This is a genomic window from Acinetobacter sp. H1(2024) (assembly GCF_046557555.1).
Lineage (GTDB): Bacteria > Pseudomonadota > Gammaproteobacteria > Pseudomonadales > Moraxellaceae > Acinetobacter > Acinetobacter seifertii.
Genome location: NZ_JBKGFO010000002.1, coordinates 500,295 through 519,830, shown reverse-complemented (window position 1 = coordinate 519,830; position 19,536 = coordinate 500,295). Strand labels below are relative to the sequence as shown.

The following is a 19,536-nucleotide window of genomic DNA, read 5'->3' as shown; positions in this document are numbered from 1 at the left end:
TTTTATATTCTCATCCAGATCGGCAATGATCTGCATGCTAGAAAATTGTGGAAAAGGGTAGTTTATATAGGCCGGCTATGGTCAAATATGCCCCCTTAAAAGATGACACAAGCAATAATTTGGAGTTTGGGAATGAATATACCCTTAATCATCAATATTGTGGTTTTTGTCGGGTTAATATTTTTACTCGCCCAAACACGTAAAACGGACTGGAGCTTATCTAAAAAAGTTCTTGCTGGCTTAGTTCTAGGTGTAGTGTTTGGTTTAGGACTACATTTGATTTATGGCGGTGGCCATCCGATTCTTGCTGAATCTATTAGCTGGTTTAATATTGTTGGTAACGGCTATGTAAAACTTTTACAAATGGTCGTGATGCCTTTGGTATTTGTATCGATTTTAGGCGCAGTAGCCAAGTTGCATCAGGCTTCCTCTTTAGGAAAAATCAGCATCTATACCATTGGAACTCTACTATTCACAACGTTAATTGCTGCGCTGGTTGGTGTATTTGTGACGAACTTATTTGGTTTAACTGCCAAAGGTTTGGTGCAAGGTGCTGCTGAAACTGCGCGTTTAACTGCAATTAATACAGATTATGTAAGCAAAGTAACAGACTTAAGCGTACCGCAATTTATTCTTTCCTTTATTCCAAGTAACCCTTTTGCTGAGTTAACGGGTGCAAATCCGACTTCAATTATTAGTGTAGTTATTTTTGCTGTCTTTTTAGGGATAGCTGCGCTCAACTTGATGAAAGATGACGCCGAGAAAGGTCAGCGTATTTTGACTGCTATTCAGACCTTACAGTCTTGGGTAATGAAGCTTGTGCGTTTAGTCATGACCCTTACACCGTATGGCGTTTTTGCGCTTATGACTAAGGTTGTGGCAAGTTCAAACGTGGCTGACATTTTAAACCTAGGCGGTTTCTTGGTTGCGTCGTATTTAGGTTTGGCGATTATGTTTGGCGTGCATGCCATTATTTTGACCCTAACTGGTGTGTCTCCGCTTAAATTCTTTAAGAAAGTTGCGCCTGTTTTAACATTCGCATTTACAAGTCGTTCAAGTGCAGCAAGTATTCCACTGAGTATTGAAGCGCAAACTCGTCGTTTGGGTATTCCTGAATCTATTGCGAGTTTTTCTGCTTCGTTTGGTGCAACCATTGGTCAAAATGGTTGTGCGGGTTTATACCCAGCAATGTTGGCCGTGATGGTTGCTCCCACTATGGGGATTAATACACTCGACCCAATGTGGATTGCTTCTTTAGTGGGTATTGTGACTTTAAGTTCAATTGGTGTGGCTGGTGTTGGCGGTGGTGCAACTTTTGCTGCACTGATTGTGCTTCCTGCAATGGGTTTACCTGTAACTTTGGTTGCGCTGCTTATTTCAATCGAACCGTTAATTGATATGGGCCGTACTGCATTAAATGTAAATGGTTCAATGACTGCAGGTGTAGTGACGAGTCAACTGATGGGCCAAACAGATAAAGACATATTAAATAGTGAAGATGAAATTGAGTTAACTCAACATCATTAATAGTTAGTATAAAACGGCTCATTCATATCTGAATGAGCCGTTTTTTTATATGCTTAAATTGCCACTGTGATGTGAATTTTAAAAAAACTGTATCTGTTTTTATTTTAAATAGTTTTAGAAAATGAGCTTAGTACAAAAGAGAGCACTATCATGAAAATGTATCAAGTCGATGCTTTTACAAAAGAGTTATTTCGTGGAAATCCAGCTGCTGTGATTGTTGAAAAAGAGTGGCTAGATGCAGATTTAATGCAAAAGATAGCACTCGAAAATAACTTATCTGAAACAGCTTTTGTAAAAATTATAGATTCTGAAAACTATGAAATTCGTTGGTTTACACCAATGGTTGAAGTCGATTTTTGTGGTCATGCGACTCTTGCGAGTGCTTTTGTACTCTTTAAAGATTTTACGGATAAAAAGACCATTAATTTTCATGTCCGAAACTTAGGGCTTTTTATGGTTCACCAAGATGAAGATGGAAAAATCAGAATGAATTTTCCAATTCGTAAGGCTGAACAACTGGAAGATTATCCAGCTATTTTACGACAAGCTTTAAGCAAACCATTTAAGGCTGTTTATCAAAATGTTCAAGCTTATATTGTTGAGTATGAATCAGTGCAAGACGTGTTGGATGAGCAGCCTGACATGAACTTACTTAAAGCCTTAGGTAAACGGACAGCTATTACGACTACAGATATGGATGTCGTAATCACTACAAAAGCAGACGAGCACTATGACTGTGTATCTCGTTATTTTGCACCTGTTGCAGGCATTGAAGAAGACCCTGTTACAGGTTCAATTCATACTGCAATAGCGCCGTTATGGGCAGAAAAGCTGAGCAAAAATAATATTGTGGCTTATCAAGCTTCTAGCCGTGGAGGCATTTTATATTGCAATATACTGAATCAGGAACGTATTGAAATTGCAGGATATGGCAAACTCTATATGCAAGCAGAAATTTTTCTTTAAAATAAAAAGCCGTTTAAATAAACGGCTTTCTTTTCAAAACTTTACTATTAATGTCAGCTTAAATTACCTACTATACTCTTACAACTATTGATTTTTTATTATTCAAATTAATTGGTATTTCTATGTTCATGCAGTTTAAACAACTGACTCTCTCCCTATGTATTCTTGGTTTAAGTGCTGCGTCTTTTGCACAAACGACATTAGTAAAAAGTAAGCAAAATATTGAGGAATATAAATTAGATAATGGCTTTCGGGTGGTACTTGCACCGAATGACAAAGAAAATAAAATCTTTATTAATACTATCTATTTGACAGGTTCTTTAAATGACCCACAAGGTAAAAGTGGCTTAGCACATTTACTTGAGCATTTGGCATTTAAAGGCACGCAAAACGTAAAGGGTGAAGAATTTCAGCGCCGTTTAGATCAATATACATTAATGACAAATGCGAGCACGGATTACTATTCAACCAAATATACCAATATTGTTCGTCCAGAAAAAAATGCGCTAGATCAAGTGTTGTACCTTGAATCTGAACGTATGGATAAATTGGTACTACAAGAAAAATTTGTACCTTCTGAAATTGAAATTGTAAAGCGTGAACGTGAAGTCCGTATGGATCAGCCTTTTGCTGTCTTAATGGATCAAATGTGGAAATCGGCTTATGGAAACAAGTATTTAGGGCGATTACCGATTGGTGATTTACCTGAGCTTAAGTCTATTAAAATGCCTGAATTGAACCAGTTCTACCGCAGTTGGTATGCACCGAATAATGCTGTGATGGTCGTTTCAGGTAAGTTTGATAAAACTGATGTTTTAAAAACAATTGACCAATATTTTAGTCCGATTCCTGCGCGAGCTGTGCCGAAGCCTGTTCAGGTACCTGTCTTAGATTCTACAAAAATGAAGGATCGTGAGTTTGTAGTGAAAAAGGGCAGCGATTTGGCCAAATTCCATATCTATATGAATGGAAAAAACACGAAAATTCAGCCAACACTCGCTTTAGCACCAATGTTATATACCATGCAGCCAAGTGGTCATTTATACCAAAACATGGTTGAAACGGGTATTTCTACAGACGTTCAGGCATCAACATGGTTAGATCAAGATTTTAATGTCGTATTTTTAGGTGCGGTTTACTCACCAAAAAATGACCCTAATAAAGTTGAAAGTGCATTACTCTCGGGAATAGAAAAGGGTAAGCCTTTTACAGAGACTGAGCTAAATCGCGTAAAAAGCTTAATGAAAACGCAAGGCGAGTTAGTCAATAAAGATGCCGTTGCTTTGGGTTCTCGTTTAAGTGATTACAGTGTAGCTGGTGGGCAATGGGACCAATATTTTAAAGATTTAGATGCAGTTGAGAAAGTGAAACTCAATGAAGTCAATCAAACCTTAAAGCAGTTTCTTGTTGCTGGGCATCGTATTGATGGCGATATTTTGCCGACACCTGAAGATCAAAAGAAAGCATTGCAACTTGACCCTAAAGATAAGCCTAAAACTTTAGATCAAACCGATGTTAAACCAGAGCCTTTAAAAGACCCGAAAGTTTATCAACAAGAAGTTAACGAGTTTTTAAAAACCTCAAAGCAATATGCCGAAAGTAATGAGAAAAAGATTATTCGCGGCAAACTTAAAAATGGAATGAAGTATGCTTTGTTCCCTGTAGAAACCCGTGATGACCGTACCTATGCCACTATTACTATGGATTTTGGTACAGAAAAATCTTTATTTGATAAAGGTACAGTTGTTGATTTAACTTCATATTTATTACTGCGTGGCTCTGACAAATATAGTTTGCAAGATATTGCAGATAAGTCGATTGATGCAGGCGGTGCAGCTTATGCAAGTGCTGACGGCAATGGTATGACTATTAACATTCAATCTAAAACTGAAAAATTTGATGAGTTCTTCAAATTTGTTTTAGAGGTCATGAAAAATCCTAAATTTGAACAATCTCAATTCGATTTAATTAAGTCTCAAAGCTTATCGAGCCTTGATCGTCCTTATACTGAACCAGATGTCGTGGCAGGTTTAACATTATCGCGTTTAATTGAAGAATACCAACCGGGTGATTTGCGTTATCACTTCGAACCTGAGCTGGCTAAAAAACAATTGAAGAATGTGACTCAAGAACAAGTGAAAGAGCTGTACCAGCATTTCTTTGCAATGAACCATGCGCAAATTGCGATTACTGGTGCATTTGATGCAAAGAAAATGAAAAATTTATTGAATCAAGAGTTTGGAAGCTGGAACAGTAAGCAACCATACGAAAAAATCTTAATTAAACATGTCGATTTTCCTGCTCAGAAGGTACATGCTTTATCTGAACAACGCGAGTTTGGTAGTTATCAAAGTATAATCACACTACCAGTTGGGAAAAACCACCCTGACGCACCTGCATTAATTTTAATGAATTATATTTTAGGTGATTCTCAAATCTCATCACGTTTGGCTCAAGAGCTTCGTGAAAAAAATGCATTGGTATATGGTTTTGGAACAGGTCTACAACTTGATCAGGACACGAATGTTGGTGCGTTAAGTATTAGTGCAAACTATACGGCTGGGCGTTCAGCACAAGTTTCTGATTCAGTTCATAAGGTATTAAATGACTTGTTAACGAAGGGTATCACTGAGCAAGAGCTTGCAGCAGCTAAAGCAGATCTCATGAAGAAACGTGTTACTGCATTAGAGGATGAGCGCAACATTCACGGTATGTTAAATATTGAGCTTGAGTCGGGTAAAACTTTACTTGACCGTGTTAAGCATGATCAAGACTTAACTAAGCTGACCGTTGCCGATGTGAATGCAGTCATTAAAAAATATATTAAACCTTCAAACCTTGTGGAAGTGATGGCTGACCAATATGGCCAAGCGCAAAAGCAATAACTAACTTATTCAAATAAAAAGCCACATGAAGTGGCTTTTTATTTGAGTATTTAAAACTTATTAATGATCATGGTCATGTTTGTGAGCATGGAAATCTTCATTCTTACGGAAACGTAAGTAGTTTTCGAACTGTTCACAATACTCATCAAAGTTATCTTCGAGCATCATTTGAAATTGCTGAAGCAAATAAGACATCACTTGCTCTTTTGCATCGCGCATTTCATTGCCATCTTTAAAATTATTTGCAGCCACCCACGTATTAAAACGGGCAGTTGCAAATAACATAGCTGCACTCACTTGGCCGCGAAGCTCAGCAGGGTCAGGCTTTTGGCCTTTAGGCGGGCGACAAAAATCATTCGCTTGTTTAATGAATTCATCCGCACGCTCAAAGAAAACAGCATTTAACGCTTCTTCTTCAGTAATATCTGTTGCATTAATCTTTTGAGACATGACATATTCCCGCAAAAATAGAGCTGCTTATTATAGGCAAAGCCTTGCGGAAACAAAACCTTTGCCTTAGTCTGTAAATAGCCTAAGTGTTGGAAGTTCTAATTATGCAAGATGCGATAGCCATTCAAAGTTTAAAAACAGACATTGCTCTATTACGTCAGCATATTTTTCCACCCCAATATTTAGAGCATGTCGAAGGGCTACCAATTTATTATGGTTTGCAAGAAGAAGTTTTAGCCTATTACCAACAATGGAAAGACTTAATCGAAAGGGCACAAGAGCTTTTCCAGCCTTTTATGGAAGATGAGTTACCAGATGCAATTCATTTACCAAGCCATTTGAACTTACCATTATTCTTTTTTCATGTAGATCGGATTCGTATTAATAAAACACGTGCTAAAGAGTCGAAAACTTTTCGTGGTGTGGCAAGTCTTATTGAAAAATGCGGTCAATTTGAAACAGATCAGATTTTTACTATGCAAGAATGGTTGCAGAGTGATGATACGGCAGCACTCGTTGCTCACCGTGAATTTATCGATTTAAGAACTTATGTGTTCCAGCATGGTCAAAGTGAATATACACGTTCACGTTTTTATACCAATGGTATTGTACTAGGGGTAGAGCCTCACTTTGAACTCGTCGATGCCCGAGATAAACCAAGAAAGCAGCGTAGCGATAGCTATAATGACCCGTTAGCAGATAACGGTGTATGGAAAGTATTTGGTAAATACCGATAAGATAAAAAGTCGCGACATCTATGTCGCGACTTTAAGATATTTACCAAAAAGTTTTTACTTGATTAAATTTTTGCAAAGCTTCGGCAGACTGATTTTGTAAATAAGACTGTTTGGCCTTAATCCATCCTAGAGCAAACCAGAAGTGCGGGTCGTGTTCAATTGCTTTATTAAATAGATCTTCAGCTATAAACAAATCGTTATATAGTCCTAAGGTATTTTGCACGGGTTGCAATTTCTTTAAAAACTGTTGAACATTTTTAGAGGGATATAAGCTTGATATAAATTCGATGCAGTAACGTAGCTGTTTAGCTTTTTTACGTATCTTGTGCTGTTCAGTTACTTCGAGTTCATTGAAATTTTTAGCATGACTCACAACTTGGTGATGTAACTTATCTAAGCTTTTTTCTATCTGCTTTTTAAATTTTCCTTTGGTACTTTGGCTATCTTCTTCTGAATAAGCAAATGCCAGTAATGCGAGTACAAGCTTGACAGTTTCTGCTGATTTGAACAGTGTGGCAAGATCTTTTAATGGCTCCTCTGAGATTGGAAGTAAAAGCTCAGGCGAACCATGTTGCACAATCATCGGTAAAATTTCAGTACGAATAGCATCTAGGTCACGCGTGTTTCCAAGCTTGCGGAAAAGTGCTGCAATTTGCTCTTCCCAAGCAGGGTTTAAATCGTCTGACCATCCTGAAAAATGATGAAGTGCACTGCGTAAACGACGTAAGCTTACACGTGCCTGATGGATATGCTCAGCTTCGGCGACGTTATCGGCAATTGCAGCCATATTCGGTAAGAATTGTCCTAAACAGTTTTCTACAATTTTTTTGAGGGCTTGTTCTGCTGAAATATTCTTATCTAAACTCAAGCTTTTTGCGTGAACAGCAGGTGAAACGGCTTTACCTAATGCGAGTAAATTACCGCGTTCGGCTTTACTTCTAACATCGAGCCATAACTCATAACGATTAATCCATTGCTGTGCAAATTGAATCAGTGTTTTAACAGCACCTTGTTTAAGCTCAAACTCAACTTCACAAATTTTACTTTGGGTGGTTGCCGTTTTTACTACACCGTCATCAAGACAGACTTCAATAGCAGTGTCATCGGCTTCAAATACATGATAAGTACGTTGTACATCTGTCTCAAACTGTAAGCTTAGCTTTTCGACTTCAGTGTCTAAAGCTTCAGTAATTAAATCTGTGACTGCTTTATTATCTTTATATAGATTAAGGTTTAGTTCGGGTTCTTGCTCGGATTTACCTAGAAAAACTTCTTCTTCAACACGGTGTAAATGACTTTGACCAGCGGCTTTAAAGGTCTGTACCCACAAATCATTTTCTTTACGTAAACGTAGGGCCATACCATTTTTTGCGAGTAGACGGTCTGGTGTATCGTAATATTTGGCCTGCAAGTGAATATGCTGTGCTTTATGCTTTTTCAAGTACTGCTGAACAGTTTTTTTCTTCGATTCAGGTAACTGAAACTTAAGCTCAACTTCAACCATAACGGATCTCCCTGAATCAGGTATTTAAACTATCTTGAATAAGTATAATAGCTTAGTGCTAAAAATAATGTTTTTGATAGAGAAAGTTACAATCAAACCTATGACGCTACACTTTGTTTTAGGTGTACAATCAGGTGACGTTTTGATCAAATAAAAATCAGGAAGATGATCGTGAATGCACCAGTAAACTTCAACCATGAAGCTCAGCCAGAGTTTGAATTGCCGATTAAAAACTATCAGGAATTTTATCGTTTTTATTTAACCGAACACCGTAACATTATGAGCAGACGCCTACATGTGGTGGGTAGCAGCATTGGCATATACTTTTTTTCAAAAGCTATTCGTAAGAAACAGGCCAAATACGCACTTTATGGTTTAGTTTCTGGCTATGCATGTGCATGGGTTGGACATTTTGTATTTGAGAAAAATAAACCTGCCAGTTTTAAACAACCTTTCTATAGTTTTATTTCTGATTGGCGAATGCTATCTGATGTTGCAACTGGTCGATTAAGTTTGATTGATCGTAAGCGCGATAAGATTGATTCTTAAAAGAGAGAATATGATAAAAATTTAAAGTAATAAAACGACATATACTGTCGCAAAGCTGCTTAGGCAGCTTTTTTATTATTTAATGTTTAATTAATATAAGAAAAAACAAGAGAAATCAAAAGAATGGAACAACTTAACCCATCTGACTTAAAACCAATATTACATTCTAAGTGAGTTAATCTGTTCTACTTTATTTGAGCATAATTATTTCATATTCAGCTTTTATGATTTTTAAGGGATTACTCATTCATAGAATAGCAATCCAAAATTATTGCGCAAGTATCTAAATATATCTTTTGATTTAAAGTAAACTGTTATTTTATCAATTTGTTAGCTTAGAAATGAATAAGAATCTTGATGGTCTATTAAATGAGTTAGATAACCATAATTTCGAAGACCAAAAGGATCATGAAATTTGGATGAAAATTCATAAAGTAAGTGTCGACTTCCCATCTCCTGAAGCAGAAATGGAGAAGATGGCTTTTTACATCAGTGAAATTAAAGGAATTCATACTCAAAGTGAGTGGAGTTTTTTTTACCCATACACTACTACAAATGATTCTAGAGGTTTAATTGAATATCCAAAGTTAGAAGAAATTACAGAAGATTCTATTAATTATTGGAAGAAAAGATGTGAACAAACAAAAAATTTATTTATGAAACTACGCTATATGGGATTAGTTCTAGTCTTCGATAATGAACTTTTTAAAAAAAGAAATCCGCAACTTACTTGTTCTTATATTGAATTATTGATAGATGTATGTACGAAAAATATAGGAAATAACCAAGAACTAATTAGATATGCAGAACGTGCCTTATCCCTTTCAAAATCTATAAAGAATTTAGAACTAATTAATAGCAGTATCTTAAATTTAATTAATTTAGAAGAAAAAATAACTGATATTAATTTAGCTGGTACTTGGGGTTTTTGCTTTGAAAAGTTGGTACTGGGGAAGGAAAGAAATTTAACGGAACCACAAAAGCAAAAAATTGTAAAAGATATGGAAGACAAGTTTGATTATTTCTCTAAAATCGTGGGCCTTCCTTCATACCTACTTTTATATACGCTTGAACCTCTTACTTCATATTATAGATCTATAAAAGATAATGAAAAAATTAAGAGTACTTTTGATGTATATTCTGAAAAAGTTAAAAAGCACATTGAATCTGTTAGACCTATTGTCGCCTCACATGAATTATTGGAATTATATAAGTTATTGACTAAAAATCATTTACATAGTGAAGCTGAAAAAGTTCTAGTCTTGCTTAATAAAAATGGTAAAAACGTGATAAATGAAATATCTATTGTTGAAACACAACATAAAATTAGTCATGAGACTATGGAAGAAATGTTCAAAATAAATACCGAAGGAGAATTTGAAGAAGTTTTTCTAAAACTGATACGAAGCTACGTTATTTCAAAAAATAGTCTTATAAAGAATATAGATCAAAAGTATGAACAATTTCCTTTGTTTCAAGTATGTACAAGTCAAACAATTATAGATGAGAATGGTCGGATAAAACAGAAGATTAACGCTAATAATGATGGTAGCGAAAGTATACTTATAAAAGAAATGAGCGAAATTATAATATCAAATAGTTCATTTTTTAATTTATTTTTAAGAGAAATTATCAATAAAAACAATAAGTCATCTAAAAAATTAGTTGATTTAATTTATAAGTCACCTTTCTTTAAAGTGGAAAATCGCGAAATCATTTACAAAGGGGTTGAAGCTTTTATAAACGAAGATCATCTTGTTTGTGTACACCTATTAATTCCTCAAATTGAGGTTGCATTTAAAAAAATAATCGAATTACAGTCAGGTAATATTTTACAAAAAAATAATTTAGATGGTGTAAATTTTCAAACATTGGACTCTTTAGTGAAAAATGATCTAGTAAAAAACATTTTTGACGATGAGACAATTTTTTATATTAGAACTGTCTTATCCGATCCAAGAGGATTAAATATAAGAAATGATGTTTGTCATGGAATTGTAAATGCTGATCGTTTCGATTTTAGTTATTCATTACTAGTTATGCATATAGTATTTTTATTAGCTCAAAATAAACTTGATGAAGGCCCAAGTACATAAATCAGAAGTCTATAAAGATAAAAAAAGCAATCCGATTCAGGATAATGCCTGTAGAGCGGACTGCTTTCTTTATATTTATATATTAATATGTAAATATAAATATTGTCAAGATATTTGAAGAAATAGAAAAATATAGTTATAAAATTATTGTATTTATTTATAAAGCATATTCGCGCTGCAAAATGCGAAAGATACTATTAAAAAAGTCCCAGCTAAAAAATCAATATCTTTATCTTTAGTAGTCACTCTTGCAGAGAGTGGGCATTACTAATTGGGAAATGTAGACCCTAATAATTAAAATCATGATGATATGGCTACCTTGAAGGCACTCTTTATCTTTAAATTTTTACAAAGAAAATATATTCTGAACGCAATATGTTTAGTGGTGAAATTTTCATGCGCGGTTTATATCTCATTACCAATGATGACCCAATCCAATTATTATTAGAAAAATTAGACGCCGCGCTCGCAACTCGTCAGGTCGCAATTTTACAGTACCGCCGTAAAAAAATAGAAAAAACTGACCAGCCTGCTGAAGTTGAACAGATCAAACAGTTATGTGAAAAATATCAGGTTCCTTTTGTCATTAATGATGACCTAAAACTGGCCGCTCAGTTTGGTTTAGGTGTGCATTTAGGACAAAGTGATGGTGAAATCACAGATGCAAAATCTAAACTTCCTGAAGGTGTCATTATTGGCCGTACTTGCCTCAACTCTTTAGATCTTGCTCGAAAAGCAATTGCCGATGGCGCAACTTATGTTGCCTTTGGTGCTGTGTATGCAACTGCCACAAAACCAGAAGCCGGCAATGTAGGTATTGAAGTCATTAAGCAAGCAGCAGCTCAATATGATTTACCAATTTGTGCGATTGGTGGTTTAACTGTTGAAAACTCAAAACCTGTGATTGAGGCTGGAGCTGACCTCTGCGCAGTCATTAGTGATATATTAGGTCGATCAACTGCTGAAATTCCTGTCCGTGTACAAGCGTGGGCACAATTATTTTCTTAAGCTTTCAAAATTATTTTTTAGATATTTAAGACGAGCATTTCCATGAGTTTATCTCCAAAGCAAGAACAGTTATTTAAACAAGCCAGCAAACACATTCCTGGTGGTGTGAACTCTCCGGTACGTGCCTTTAATGGCGTTGGAGGAACACCAGTTTTCATCGAGAAAGCTAAAGGTGCTTATTTGTGGGATGTCGATGGCAAGCGCTATGTTGACTATGTTGGTTCTTGGGGACCGATGATTTTGGGCCATGCTCATCCAGAAATTATTAAAGCGGTACAAACAGCAGCAGAAGATGGTTTAAGTTTTGGTGCACCAACCGTACACGAAACGACTTTGGCAGATATTATCTGTGAAATCATGCCATCAATTGAATTAGTACGTATGACGAACTCTGGTACAGAGGCGACCATGACCGCTATTCGTTTAGCGCGTGGTTATACTGGCCGTGACAAAATCGTGAAGTTTGAAGGTTGTTACCATGGACACTCTGACTCACTTTTAGTAAAAGCGGGTTCGGGTTTACTTACTTTAGGCGAGGGTGAGCCAACTTCAAAAGGTGTTCCAGTCGATTTTGCTAAACATACTTTAACGCTGCCTTATAATGATATTGCTGCATTAAAAGAGTGTTTTGCCAAATTCGGTCATGAAATTGCGGGTGTTATTATTGAACCTGTAGCGGGCAACATGAATATGGTGAAACCAATTGACGGTTTCTTACAAGCCATTCGTGATGTGTGTGATGAATATAAATCTGTATTTATTATTGATGAAGTAATGACAGGTTTCCGCGTTGCTTTAGGTGGTGCTCAGTCAGTTTATAACGTTAAACCTGACTTAACGACTTTGGGTAAAATTATTGGTGCGGGCTTACCTGTAGGTGCGTTTGGCGGTAAGCGTGAAATCATGGAATGCATCGCACCTTTAGGTGGTGTATACCAAGCGGGAACTTTATCTGGTAACCCACTTGCTATGCGTGCGGGTATCGAGATGTTTAAACATTTACGTCAACCTGACTTTTACAGCAAGTTATCTGCTCAACTTGAAAAGTTACTTGCGGGTTTACAAGCCGCGGCTGATGAAGCAGGTATTCCATTTAAAACTCAGCAAGCGGGCGCAATGTTTGGTCTTTACTTTACCGATCAAGAAGATATTACAAGCTTTGACTCTATGTTGGCATGTGACATTGAAGCTTTCAAAAAGTTCTTCCATGGCATGTTAAAGCGCGGTGTAAACTTAGCGCCATCGGCATTTGAAGCAGGCTTTATTTCATCTGCTCATTCTGAGGAAGATATCGAATATACGATTCAGGCTGCAAAAGAAACATTTGCCGAAATGAAGTAAGCAAAAAAGCCCGTGTTAAACGGGCTTTTTAATTTGAGCTTTTTTTATATTTGTAGAGAACAATGTTTTATCCCTTACCTCGAAAAATCCAGTTAGCCCCAAGTACTTCAAATTGGTCTATTGAATCTACGCATAGCATTTTACTCATCGTTGGGTTAAACGAACTTGAAAATGACGCTGACTGGATAAATCAGCCATTAGCCGATCATTTAGAAATGCTAAGTAAAAGAGCACAGGCACTCGAAATTCCAGTCATGATGATTCAGTCATCTCAACTTCAACAGGTCATGTTACAGCTTGGGCAACAATTGTCATCAAACACTCAAGCACAAGTGATAATAGCTGGAAATTTATCCCCGTTGTTTAAGCAAGTGATGCAGCTTGTTTTATCTATTACAGATTATGTAGCTGTTGTAAATGATGCGATCTTGGCAGGTAGTTTAGAGCAGCATATACAATGGATTGAAAAAATCAGTTTTGACTCCATTCAACATATAAACACACAGGCTTTAATGCGCTTATGGTCTTTAAGTGCACCATCGTCACAGGTGTTGTCCGATAAAGGAATTTTATTGGCAGTTGCTGAGCAGGTGGGACGGCATCCAATGGAAATTCATCCTGAAATAGATTTAAGAAACTATGGTTTAGATGCTGTAGGAGTCAATTATCTGGTGGAGTTATGGCGTGCGAACGGTGCGAGTCTAAGCGCTGAAGAGCTGATGCAAACACCTACCTTGCAACAAATTATGCAGTTATTGAAGCACTAATCGGCTTTAGCCATAAAGTGAATCATAATATTTGCAAATTCTGTCGTTAATTTACCCGAACGGCATTGTAATTCGGACGTAAGCTTTTTATTATTGCCCGCTTGTTTTTCATCTTGCCTTGGGAATACAACTTTGAGTGATTTTCTAAGTGAACATCTGATCTATCGTGATGATGATTTTATGGTGATTCATAAACCTTCGGACATTTTGAGTGTGCCAGGGAAAGGTGATTTACATGACAGCGTTTTAACAAGACTGGTGGCAATTGAACCACGAACTTTGCTCATTCATCGCCTTGACCGCGATACCTCGGGTATTTTGGTTTTTGGGTTATCTAAGCGTGGACAAAGTGCGATTGCACGCCAATTTCAAGACCGTCAAACCTCGAAAATATATGAAGCTTTAGTCGCAGGCCATCTAGACGGCGAAGGGACTGTTGATATTCCTGTAGTCTATGACCCAAGTCGACCACCTTTACATATTGTCGATGCTTCTCATAACAAACCTGCTTTAACACACTGGCAGGCGATTGAACATTTCCAGATTCAGGGGCAACCGGTTACGCGTGTTAAATTAACACCGATTACCGGGCGTTCTCATCAACTCCGTGTACACATGCAATATCTGGGACATCCGATTGTAGGTGACACGCTGTATGCAACACCGGAACAATTACTTGTTCCTCGTCTGTGCTTGCATGCTAAACAGTTAGGCTTTAATCACCCTGTGACAGGGGAATCATTAACGTTTAACTGTCCTGTACCGTTTTAATGTAAAAACTTTCAATGAGTAATTTTTGTAGCGAAACAATTTAATTGGTTTCTGCTGCAAAATTTTGCTTTAAAGACTACATAAAAAGATGCAAAAATAAGCTAATTTGCATCGTACAATATGTAGTGCGAACTTGAGAAAAAGGTGGAAAAATTGCAGCAGTATGCTATTGGTCAACGTTGGCTATCAGATACAGAGACTGAGCTCGGTTTAGGCGTTCTTATTGATGTAGATGAAAGATCTGTCAGCATTTTATTCCCCAAAAGTGATGAAACGCGTGTCTATGCACGTAACAACGCACCGTTGTCTCGCATCATCTTCAACAAAAATGATGAAGTTCAAGATCAAGAAGGCCAGAAGTGGATTGTTGAGACTGTTGAAGACCGCCATGGTGTTTTGCGTTATAACGTTGTTCGTACTTTAGAAAATGGCGAACAAGAACGTAAAGCGCTCAATGAAACTCGTATTGGTGCACAAATTCAGTTGTCAAAACCTTTAGATCGTTTGCTGGCAAGCCAGATCGATTATAAAGAGTGGTATGACCTACGCATTGAAGCCATGCTCATGCAATCGCAAATGCAAACCAGTCCTTTACGTGGCTTGGTTGGTGCGCGTGTAGGTTTAATCCCACATCAACTCTATATTGCACATGAAGTTGGTAAACGTTTCGCACCACGTGTTTTACTTGCCGATGAAGTAGGTTTAGGTAAAACAATTGAAGCTGGTTTAATTATCCACCAACAGCTTAAAACTGGCCGCTCTGAACGTATCCTCATTTTAGTCCCTGATTCATTACAATATCAGTGGATGATTGAAATGCGTCGCCGTTTCAACTTGCAATTTTCTCTGTTCGACTTAACCCGCACTGCATCTATTAAAGAACATGATCCAGAGCTTAACCCGTTCTTAACTGAGCAATGCATTATTGCCAGCGTAGATTTGATGGTGGACCATGACGATTTACGTGAGCAAGCACTAGAAGCTGGTTTCGATTTACTCGTTGTCGATGAAGCGCATCACTTAATGTGGAGCGAAGAAGAAGGCGGTAATGATCGTTACGATTTAGTTGAAGAACTTGCTGAAAATACAGCGGGTGTATTGTTGCTTACAGCAACACCTGAACAGCTTGGTGTAGAAAGTCACTTTGCACGCTTACGCTTGTTAGATCCGCAGCGCTTTAGCAGTTTAGAACGTTTCTTAGATGAAGAAGCGCAGTATCAGCAAACTGCTCAAGTTGCAGAAGTGCTCATGTCGGATGAACCTTTAACCCAAGAGCATTTAACTGCTTTAGAAGGTTTATTGGGTCATTCAATTGAAGATCAGCCTGAACAACGTTTCAGAGCGATTCATGAGTTGTTAGACCGTCACGGTACAGGTCGTATTTTATTCCGTAATACGCGTGAAGCGATTCAAGGCTTCCCAGGCCGTGATTGCCAACCAGCACCTTTGCCAGCGCCAGAAGACTGGTCAAAAGACGGTAAATTACGTGAGCAAATGTGGCCAGAAGAAGCACAACTTGATGGTTCATGGATGCAAAATGACCCACGTGTGCCATGGTTAATGGAAATCTTGCGTAAAGAACTTAAGCACAAAAAAGTTCTTTTAATTGCTCGTAGTGGTCCTGTTGTTGAATCTTTAGAAAGTGTACTTCGTTTGCATGCTGGTATTCGTACTGCAATGTTCCATGAAGGCATGAGTCTACTTGAGCGTGACCAAGCGGCTGCTTACTTTGCAGAAGAAAGCTATGGTGCTCAAATTCTACTATGTTCTGAAATTGGTTCAGAAGGCCGTAACTTCCAGTTTGCAAGTGATCTGATTTTATTTGATTTGCCTGCAAACCCTGATGTTTTAGAACAACGTATCGGTCGTTTAGACCGTATTGGTCAAGAAAACCGTATCCAAATTCATGTACCTTACTTAATGGGCACTGCTCAAGAGCGTATGTTCCGTTGGTACAACGAAGCGTTGAATATTTTCAGCAATATTTCTCCGACAGCTCAAACGCTTCAAGAAAACTTTATTGTTGAATTAAAAGACTGCTTACTTTCAGATCAAGGTCAAACCTTTGAAGATTTACTCGAAGAAGTAAATGTTCAACGTCAAGCTTTAGAAACAGAGTTACAAGCTGGTCGAGATCGCTTGCTTGAATACAACTCATGCCGTCCTATCGTTGCACAAGAAATTGTTCAAGCTTTAGAAGACTACGATGACAACACAACATTACCTATGTTTGTGAAGCGTTTTATGTCTTCAACCAATATTGATTTTGATGAGCAAAGTAATGGTACTGTTATTATTCGTCCGACAGACCAAATGCAAGTACAAGGTTTGGCATTAGATGAAGAAGGCATGACTGCCACGTTCTATCGTGATCAGGCGCAAATGCGTGAAGATGCTCAATATCTGACTTTAGAGCATCCGTTCATTGAAAGTGTCATGGAAATGATCCGTACACAATCATTTGGTAGTACTAATGTTGCTGTTCTTAAGTCAAACGCATTAAAGCAAGGTTCTGTATTACTTGAAGTTTGGTTTAAAGTTGATGTAGTTGCACCAAAATCTTTGAACTTGCCATCAAGCTTACCGAAACAGCTCATTCGCGTGTTGTTAAGTGAAAATGGTCAGGACTTATCTGAAAAGATTGATCCAACCATTTTAAAACCATATTTGCATCATTTAGATGGCAATAGCTGTCGCCAAGTGGTTAAAGCTCGCCGTGAAGTGATTGAAGAGCGCTATAGACAAGCGCTTGATATTGCTAAAGTCGGCTTGCCACAGCTACAACAGCAGGCAAAAGAGCATTATGGTAATAAATGGCAATACGAGATTGACCGTTTAACGTATTTGAAACAGTTCAACCCAAGTATTCGTCAAGACGAAATTGAGCGCTTACAGAAGTTGCAAAAAGAAGGCTTGAGCTTACTCGATGGCTTAACAGTAACTCCTGAAGCAATTCAGGTACTTGTTGTTGTTAAACCATAAATGATGAGTCATAAAAAAGCGCCTTTAAGGCGCTTTTTTATTGAATAAATTTTAATTAAATCATTCTGGCATCTTTTAATTCTAGTTTTAAATAGGCATAAAAGATTGGTGCTGCAATCAGGCCACCCAAACCAAAAATTGACTCAAAAATTAACATTGCCAATAAAATTTCCCATGCATTGGCATTAATTTTATGTCCAATAATTTTCGCATTAATAAAATATTCTAACTTATGCACTAATACGAGATAGAGCAGAGCAACACCTGCTAAACCCAGTGAAACCGTAAGCGCAGCAATAAAGGTGAGCGTATTTGAAATTAGGTTGCCTAAAATCGGAATTAGACCAAACAAGAAAGTAAGAATAGTTAATGTTTTGGCGAAAGGGAGATGAACACCCCAAATCGGCAATATTACAAACGCAAATAAGATAAAGAGCAGTGTATTAATTGCTGAAATTTTAATTTGGGCAAAAACGACATTTCTAAAAGAAATTGATAACTTTTGAATACGTTGGATGAGTAAAGACTTAAATACAGGCTGTGGTGTACGACGGTGAAAGCCATGAATCGCCACCAAAATACCAATAATAAGGCCCATAATCATCGTTACAAAGTTATGTAAGATATCAGAACTGGCATTTTTTAATGTCGTCACGTTATCTTTCATAAATGCAAAAATTTCATCTTTTAGTTCTGTAACGCTATCTGGAATATAACCTGGAAGATATTTGCCAACTTCGGTTTGTAAGTGCAATAGCGTTTGATCGACTTTATTGTTGATATTATGAATACCTACACCTTTTAAGTCATAAACGACAAAGCTAATTAAACTTGTTATGAAAAAGGCGATGAGTGAAACCGTGATAATACTCAGTAAAATACTAATAAAAATGCGGGCTCTTTGACCATCAATATAACGTTCAACAATAGAGCTTAAACTAATAATAATTTCATAAATGAGAAAGCCAGCAAAAAAGCTTGCTAAGAGATGCAAGGGGATAACCGAAAGCAAAAAAATGCCCATCAGAATATAGCTTGCAATCAGGCTTTGACGATTACTCAAACTTTGCATGTGAATCCCTAAATATCGTGGGGAAATATGGGTATATATTGCTAGAATAATAATTACTTATACTCTTGCATGTTGGTTGCTTCAATCTGTGAATTATATTTTTATCAAGAAATAACTATGTCTGTATAAAAAATGGCTTGTACAATTACAAACCATTTTGTGTTGATCTTATCGTATTTTTGCTTCGTCTAGATGACGAGCACCTTCTAAAATCATTCTTATCATGATCATGGTTTGTTCGGCGACTTCTGCACGTTGATGAACGGGAAGATCCAGCACTTTAGCACCCATGTGAAATACAAGCTGTGTAATTGCTTTTGCAACAAGCTCAGGATGATATAGGTGATTGTTATTTAAACGCTCTAGACGGATTAAATCTTCTTGTAGTTCTTGTTGGAAGAAATTGAGCTGGCGGTCTACCGCAGCTTTATAAGAAGCTGAACCTGTAAAGCCTTCGCGTAACAATAGACTTAAATTACCTTCGTCTGCATCAAGCTGTTGAAGAAAAATTTCTACAGAACTACGAATAATGCTGTCTTGGAAAGAGGCACGTAAACGAGCCTGACGAATAATTTTACGTAAAACGATACCTGCGCGGTCAATCAGTGAAATGGCTAACTCATCAATATCTTTAAAGTGACGATAAAAGCTATTTGGTGCAATACCAGCTTCCCGTGCGACTTCACGTAAACTTAATGAGGCGATACTTTTTTGTGGGCCGATCAGGTTAAGGGCGGCCTGAAAAAGTTCGTCTTTAGTAATCGTCGCTTTTCTTCCAACAGAACGCGTTGCTGTTTTTATTTCAATGACATCTTGTGAAGGGGCTGTGTCATTTTGGCTCTGAGAAAGTGAGGTTTGGGTCATGCTTTTCAATATATTCT

General features: G+C 37.2%; 15 protein-coding genes. 11 read left to right on the top strand and 4 right to left on the bottom strand.

Translation table 11 applies throughout. The features are described from left to right. Positions 1–132: 132 nt before the first annotated feature. The 3 genes from ACLCEG_RS08190 to ACLCEG_RS08180 all read left to right on the top strand — a co-directional run bounded on the left by ACLCEG_RS08190 (position 133) and on the right by ACLCEG_RS08180 (position 5,378). On the top strand, positions 133–1,527 hold the full coding sequence (locus ACLCEG_RS08190; protein WP_410567051.1) for an L-cystine transporter: 1,395 nt from the start codon (positions 133–135) through the stop codon (positions 1,525–1,527). Between the two features lie 150 nt (positions 1,528–1,677). Beyond that, on the top strand, positions 1,678–2,493 hold the full coding sequence (locus ACLCEG_RS08185; RefSeq protein WP_410567049.1) for a PhzF family phenazine biosynthesis protein: 816 nt from the start codon (positions 1,678–1,680) through the stop codon (positions 2,491–2,493). Positions 2,494–2,615: 122 nt separating this feature from the next. Continuing rightward, positions 2,616–5,378, top strand: a complete 2,763-nt coding sequence (locus ACLCEG_RS08180; protein WP_410567047.1) for a M16 family metallopeptidase — start codon at positions 2,616–2,618, stop codon at positions 5,376–5,378. A gap of 60 nt (positions 5,379–5,438) precedes the next feature. Here the strand turns inward: ACLCEG_RS08180 and ACLCEG_RS08175 are convergent, their stop codons facing one another. Continuing rightward, positions 5,439–5,828 (bottom strand): DUF3144 domain-containing protein, encoded by a 390-nt coding sequence (locus ACLCEG_RS08175; protein WP_004700075.1) that lies wholly within the window; start codon positions 5,826–5,828, stop codon positions 5,439–5,441. Positions 5,829–5,932: 104 nt separating this feature from the next. Here ACLCEG_RS08175 and ACLCEG_RS08170 point away from each other — a divergent pair, with 104 nt between their 5' ends. Further along, a complete protein-coding gene (locus tag ACLCEG_RS08170; RefSeq protein WP_200027330.1) occupies positions 5,933–6,565 on the top strand; it encodes a hypothetical protein in 633 nt (210 codons plus the stop codon). Positions 6,566–6,605: 40 nt separating this feature from the next. On the opposite strand, the gene ACLCEG_RS08165 is transcribed toward ACLCEG_RS08170, so the two are convergent. Then, positions 6,606–8,069: a CHAD domain-containing protein gene (locus tag ACLCEG_RS08165; RefSeq protein WP_410567045.1), complete on the bottom strand. Its 1,464-nt coding sequence runs from the start codon at positions 8,067–8,069 to the stop codon at positions 6,606–6,608. 165 nt (positions 8,070–8,234) lie between these two features. On the opposite strand from ACLCEG_RS08165, the gene ACLCEG_RS08160 reads away from it, so the two are divergent. From ACLCEG_RS08160 to rapA, 7 genes are all read left to right on the top strand, one after another. Further along, a complete protein-coding gene (locus ACLCEG_RS08160) occupies positions 8,235–8,618 on the top strand; it encodes an Mpo1-like protein (RefSeq protein WP_410567043.1) in 384 nt (127 codons plus the stop codon). A gap of 341 nt (positions 8,619–8,959) precedes the next feature. Beyond that, on the top strand, positions 8,960–10,714 hold the full coding sequence (locus ACLCEG_RS08155) for a DUF4209 domain-containing protein (RefSeq protein ID WP_410567041.1): 1,755 nt from the start codon (positions 8,960–8,962) through the stop codon (positions 10,712–10,714). 396 nt (positions 10,715–11,110) lie between these two features. Next, the gene (thiE, locus tag ACLCEG_RS08150; protein WP_410567039.1) at positions 11,111–11,722 is read left to right on the top strand and encodes a thiamine phosphate synthase; all 612 of its coding nucleotides are present in this window, start codon (positions 11,111–11,113) and stop codon (positions 11,720–11,722) included. 42 nt (positions 11,723–11,764) lie between these two features. Continuing rightward, entirely contained in the window at positions 11,765–13,063 is a 1,299-nt protein-coding gene (gene hemL / locus ACLCEG_RS08145) for a glutamate-1-semialdehyde 2,1-aminomutase (RefSeq protein WP_151684709.1), read from the top strand. 62 nt (positions 13,064–13,125) lie between these two features. Next, the gene (locus ACLCEG_RS08140) at positions 13,126–13,830 is read left to right on the top strand and encodes a phosphopantetheine-binding protein (protein WP_410567037.1); all 705 of its coding nucleotides are present in this window, start codon (positions 13,126–13,128) and stop codon (positions 13,828–13,830) included. Between the two features lie 132 nt (positions 13,831–13,962). Further along, complete coding sequence (locus ACLCEG_RS08135) at positions 13,963–14,601, top strand: RluA family pseudouridine synthase (protein WP_151761852.1); 639 nt, start codon at positions 13,963–13,965, stop codon at positions 14,599–14,601. Between the two features lie 144 nt (positions 14,602–14,745). Continuing rightward, a complete protein-coding gene (rapA, locus tag ACLCEG_RS08130; protein WP_004700092.1) occupies positions 14,746–17,583 on the top strand; it encodes an RNA polymerase-associated protein RapA in 2,838 nt (945 codons plus the stop codon). Between the two features lie 55 nt (positions 17,584–17,638). Here rapA and ACLCEG_RS08125 read toward each other — a convergent pair whose 3' ends face one another. Both ACLCEG_RS08125 and fabR read right to left on the bottom strand, forming a co-directional pair. Next, entirely contained in the window at positions 17,639–18,655 is a 1,017-nt protein-coding gene (locus ACLCEG_RS08125; RefSeq protein WP_019457711.1) for an AI-2E family transporter, read from the bottom strand. A gap of 168 nt (positions 18,656–18,823) precedes the next feature. Further along, on the bottom strand, positions 18,824–19,519 hold the full coding sequence (fabR, locus tag ACLCEG_RS08120) for an HTH-type transcriptional repressor FabR (protein WP_410567034.1): 696 nt from the start codon (positions 19,517–19,519) through the stop codon (positions 18,824–18,826). Between the last annotated feature and the right edge of the window lie 17 nt (positions 19,520–19,536).

What these genes read in the sequence shown, in the direction of transcription:
- ACLCEG_RS08190 (WP_410567051.1), top strand. Translation starts at nt 133, where the DNA reads ATGAATATACCCTTAATCATCAATATTGTGGTTTTTGTCGGGTTAATA.
- ACLCEG_RS08185 (WP_410567049.1), top strand. Translation starts at nt 1,678, where the DNA reads ATGAAAATGTATCAAGTCGATGCTTTTACAAAAGAGTTATTTCGTGGA.
- ACLCEG_RS08180 (WP_410567047.1), top strand. Translation starts at nt 2,616, where the DNA reads ATGTTCATGCAGTTTAAACAACTGACTCTCTCCCTATGTATTCTTGGT.
- ACLCEG_RS08175 (WP_004700075.1), bottom strand. Translation starts at nt 5,828, where the DNA reads ATGTCTCAAAAGATTAATGCAACAGATATTACTGAAGAAGAAGCGTTA.
- ACLCEG_RS08170 (WP_200027330.1), top strand. Translation starts at nt 5,933, where the DNA reads ATGCAAGATGCGATAGCCATTCAAAGTTTAAAAACAGACATTGCTCTA.
- ACLCEG_RS08165 (WP_410567045.1), bottom strand. Translation starts at nt 8,069, where the DNA reads ATGGTTGAAGTTGAGCTTAAGTTTCAGTTACCTGAATCGAAGAAAAAA.
- ACLCEG_RS08160 (WP_410567043.1), top strand. Translation starts at nt 8,235, where the DNA reads ATGATCGTGAATGCACCAGTAAACTTCAACCATGAAGCTCAGCCAGAG.
- ACLCEG_RS08155 (WP_410567041.1), top strand. Translation starts at nt 8,960, where the DNA reads ATGAATAAGAATCTTGATGGTCTATTAAATGAGTTAGATAACCATAAT.
- thiE (WP_410567039.1), top strand. Translation starts at nt 11,111, where the DNA reads ATGCGCGGTTTATATCTCATTACCAATGATGACCCAATCCAATTATTA.
- hemL (WP_151684709.1), top strand. Translation starts at nt 11,765, where the DNA reads ATGAGTTTATCTCCAAAGCAAGAACAGTTATTTAAACAAGCCAGCAAA.
- ACLCEG_RS08140 (WP_410567037.1), top strand. Translation starts at nt 13,126, where the DNA reads ATGTTTTATCCCTTACCTCGAAAAATCCAGTTAGCCCCAAGTACTTCA.
- ACLCEG_RS08125 (WP_019457711.1), bottom strand. Translation starts at nt 18,655, where the DNA reads ATGCAAAGTTTGAGTAATCGTCAAAGCCTGATTGCAAGCTATATTCTG.
- fabR (WP_410567034.1), bottom strand. Translation starts at nt 19,519, where the DNA reads ATGACCCAAACCTCACTTTCTCAGAGCCAAAATGACACAGCCCCTTCA.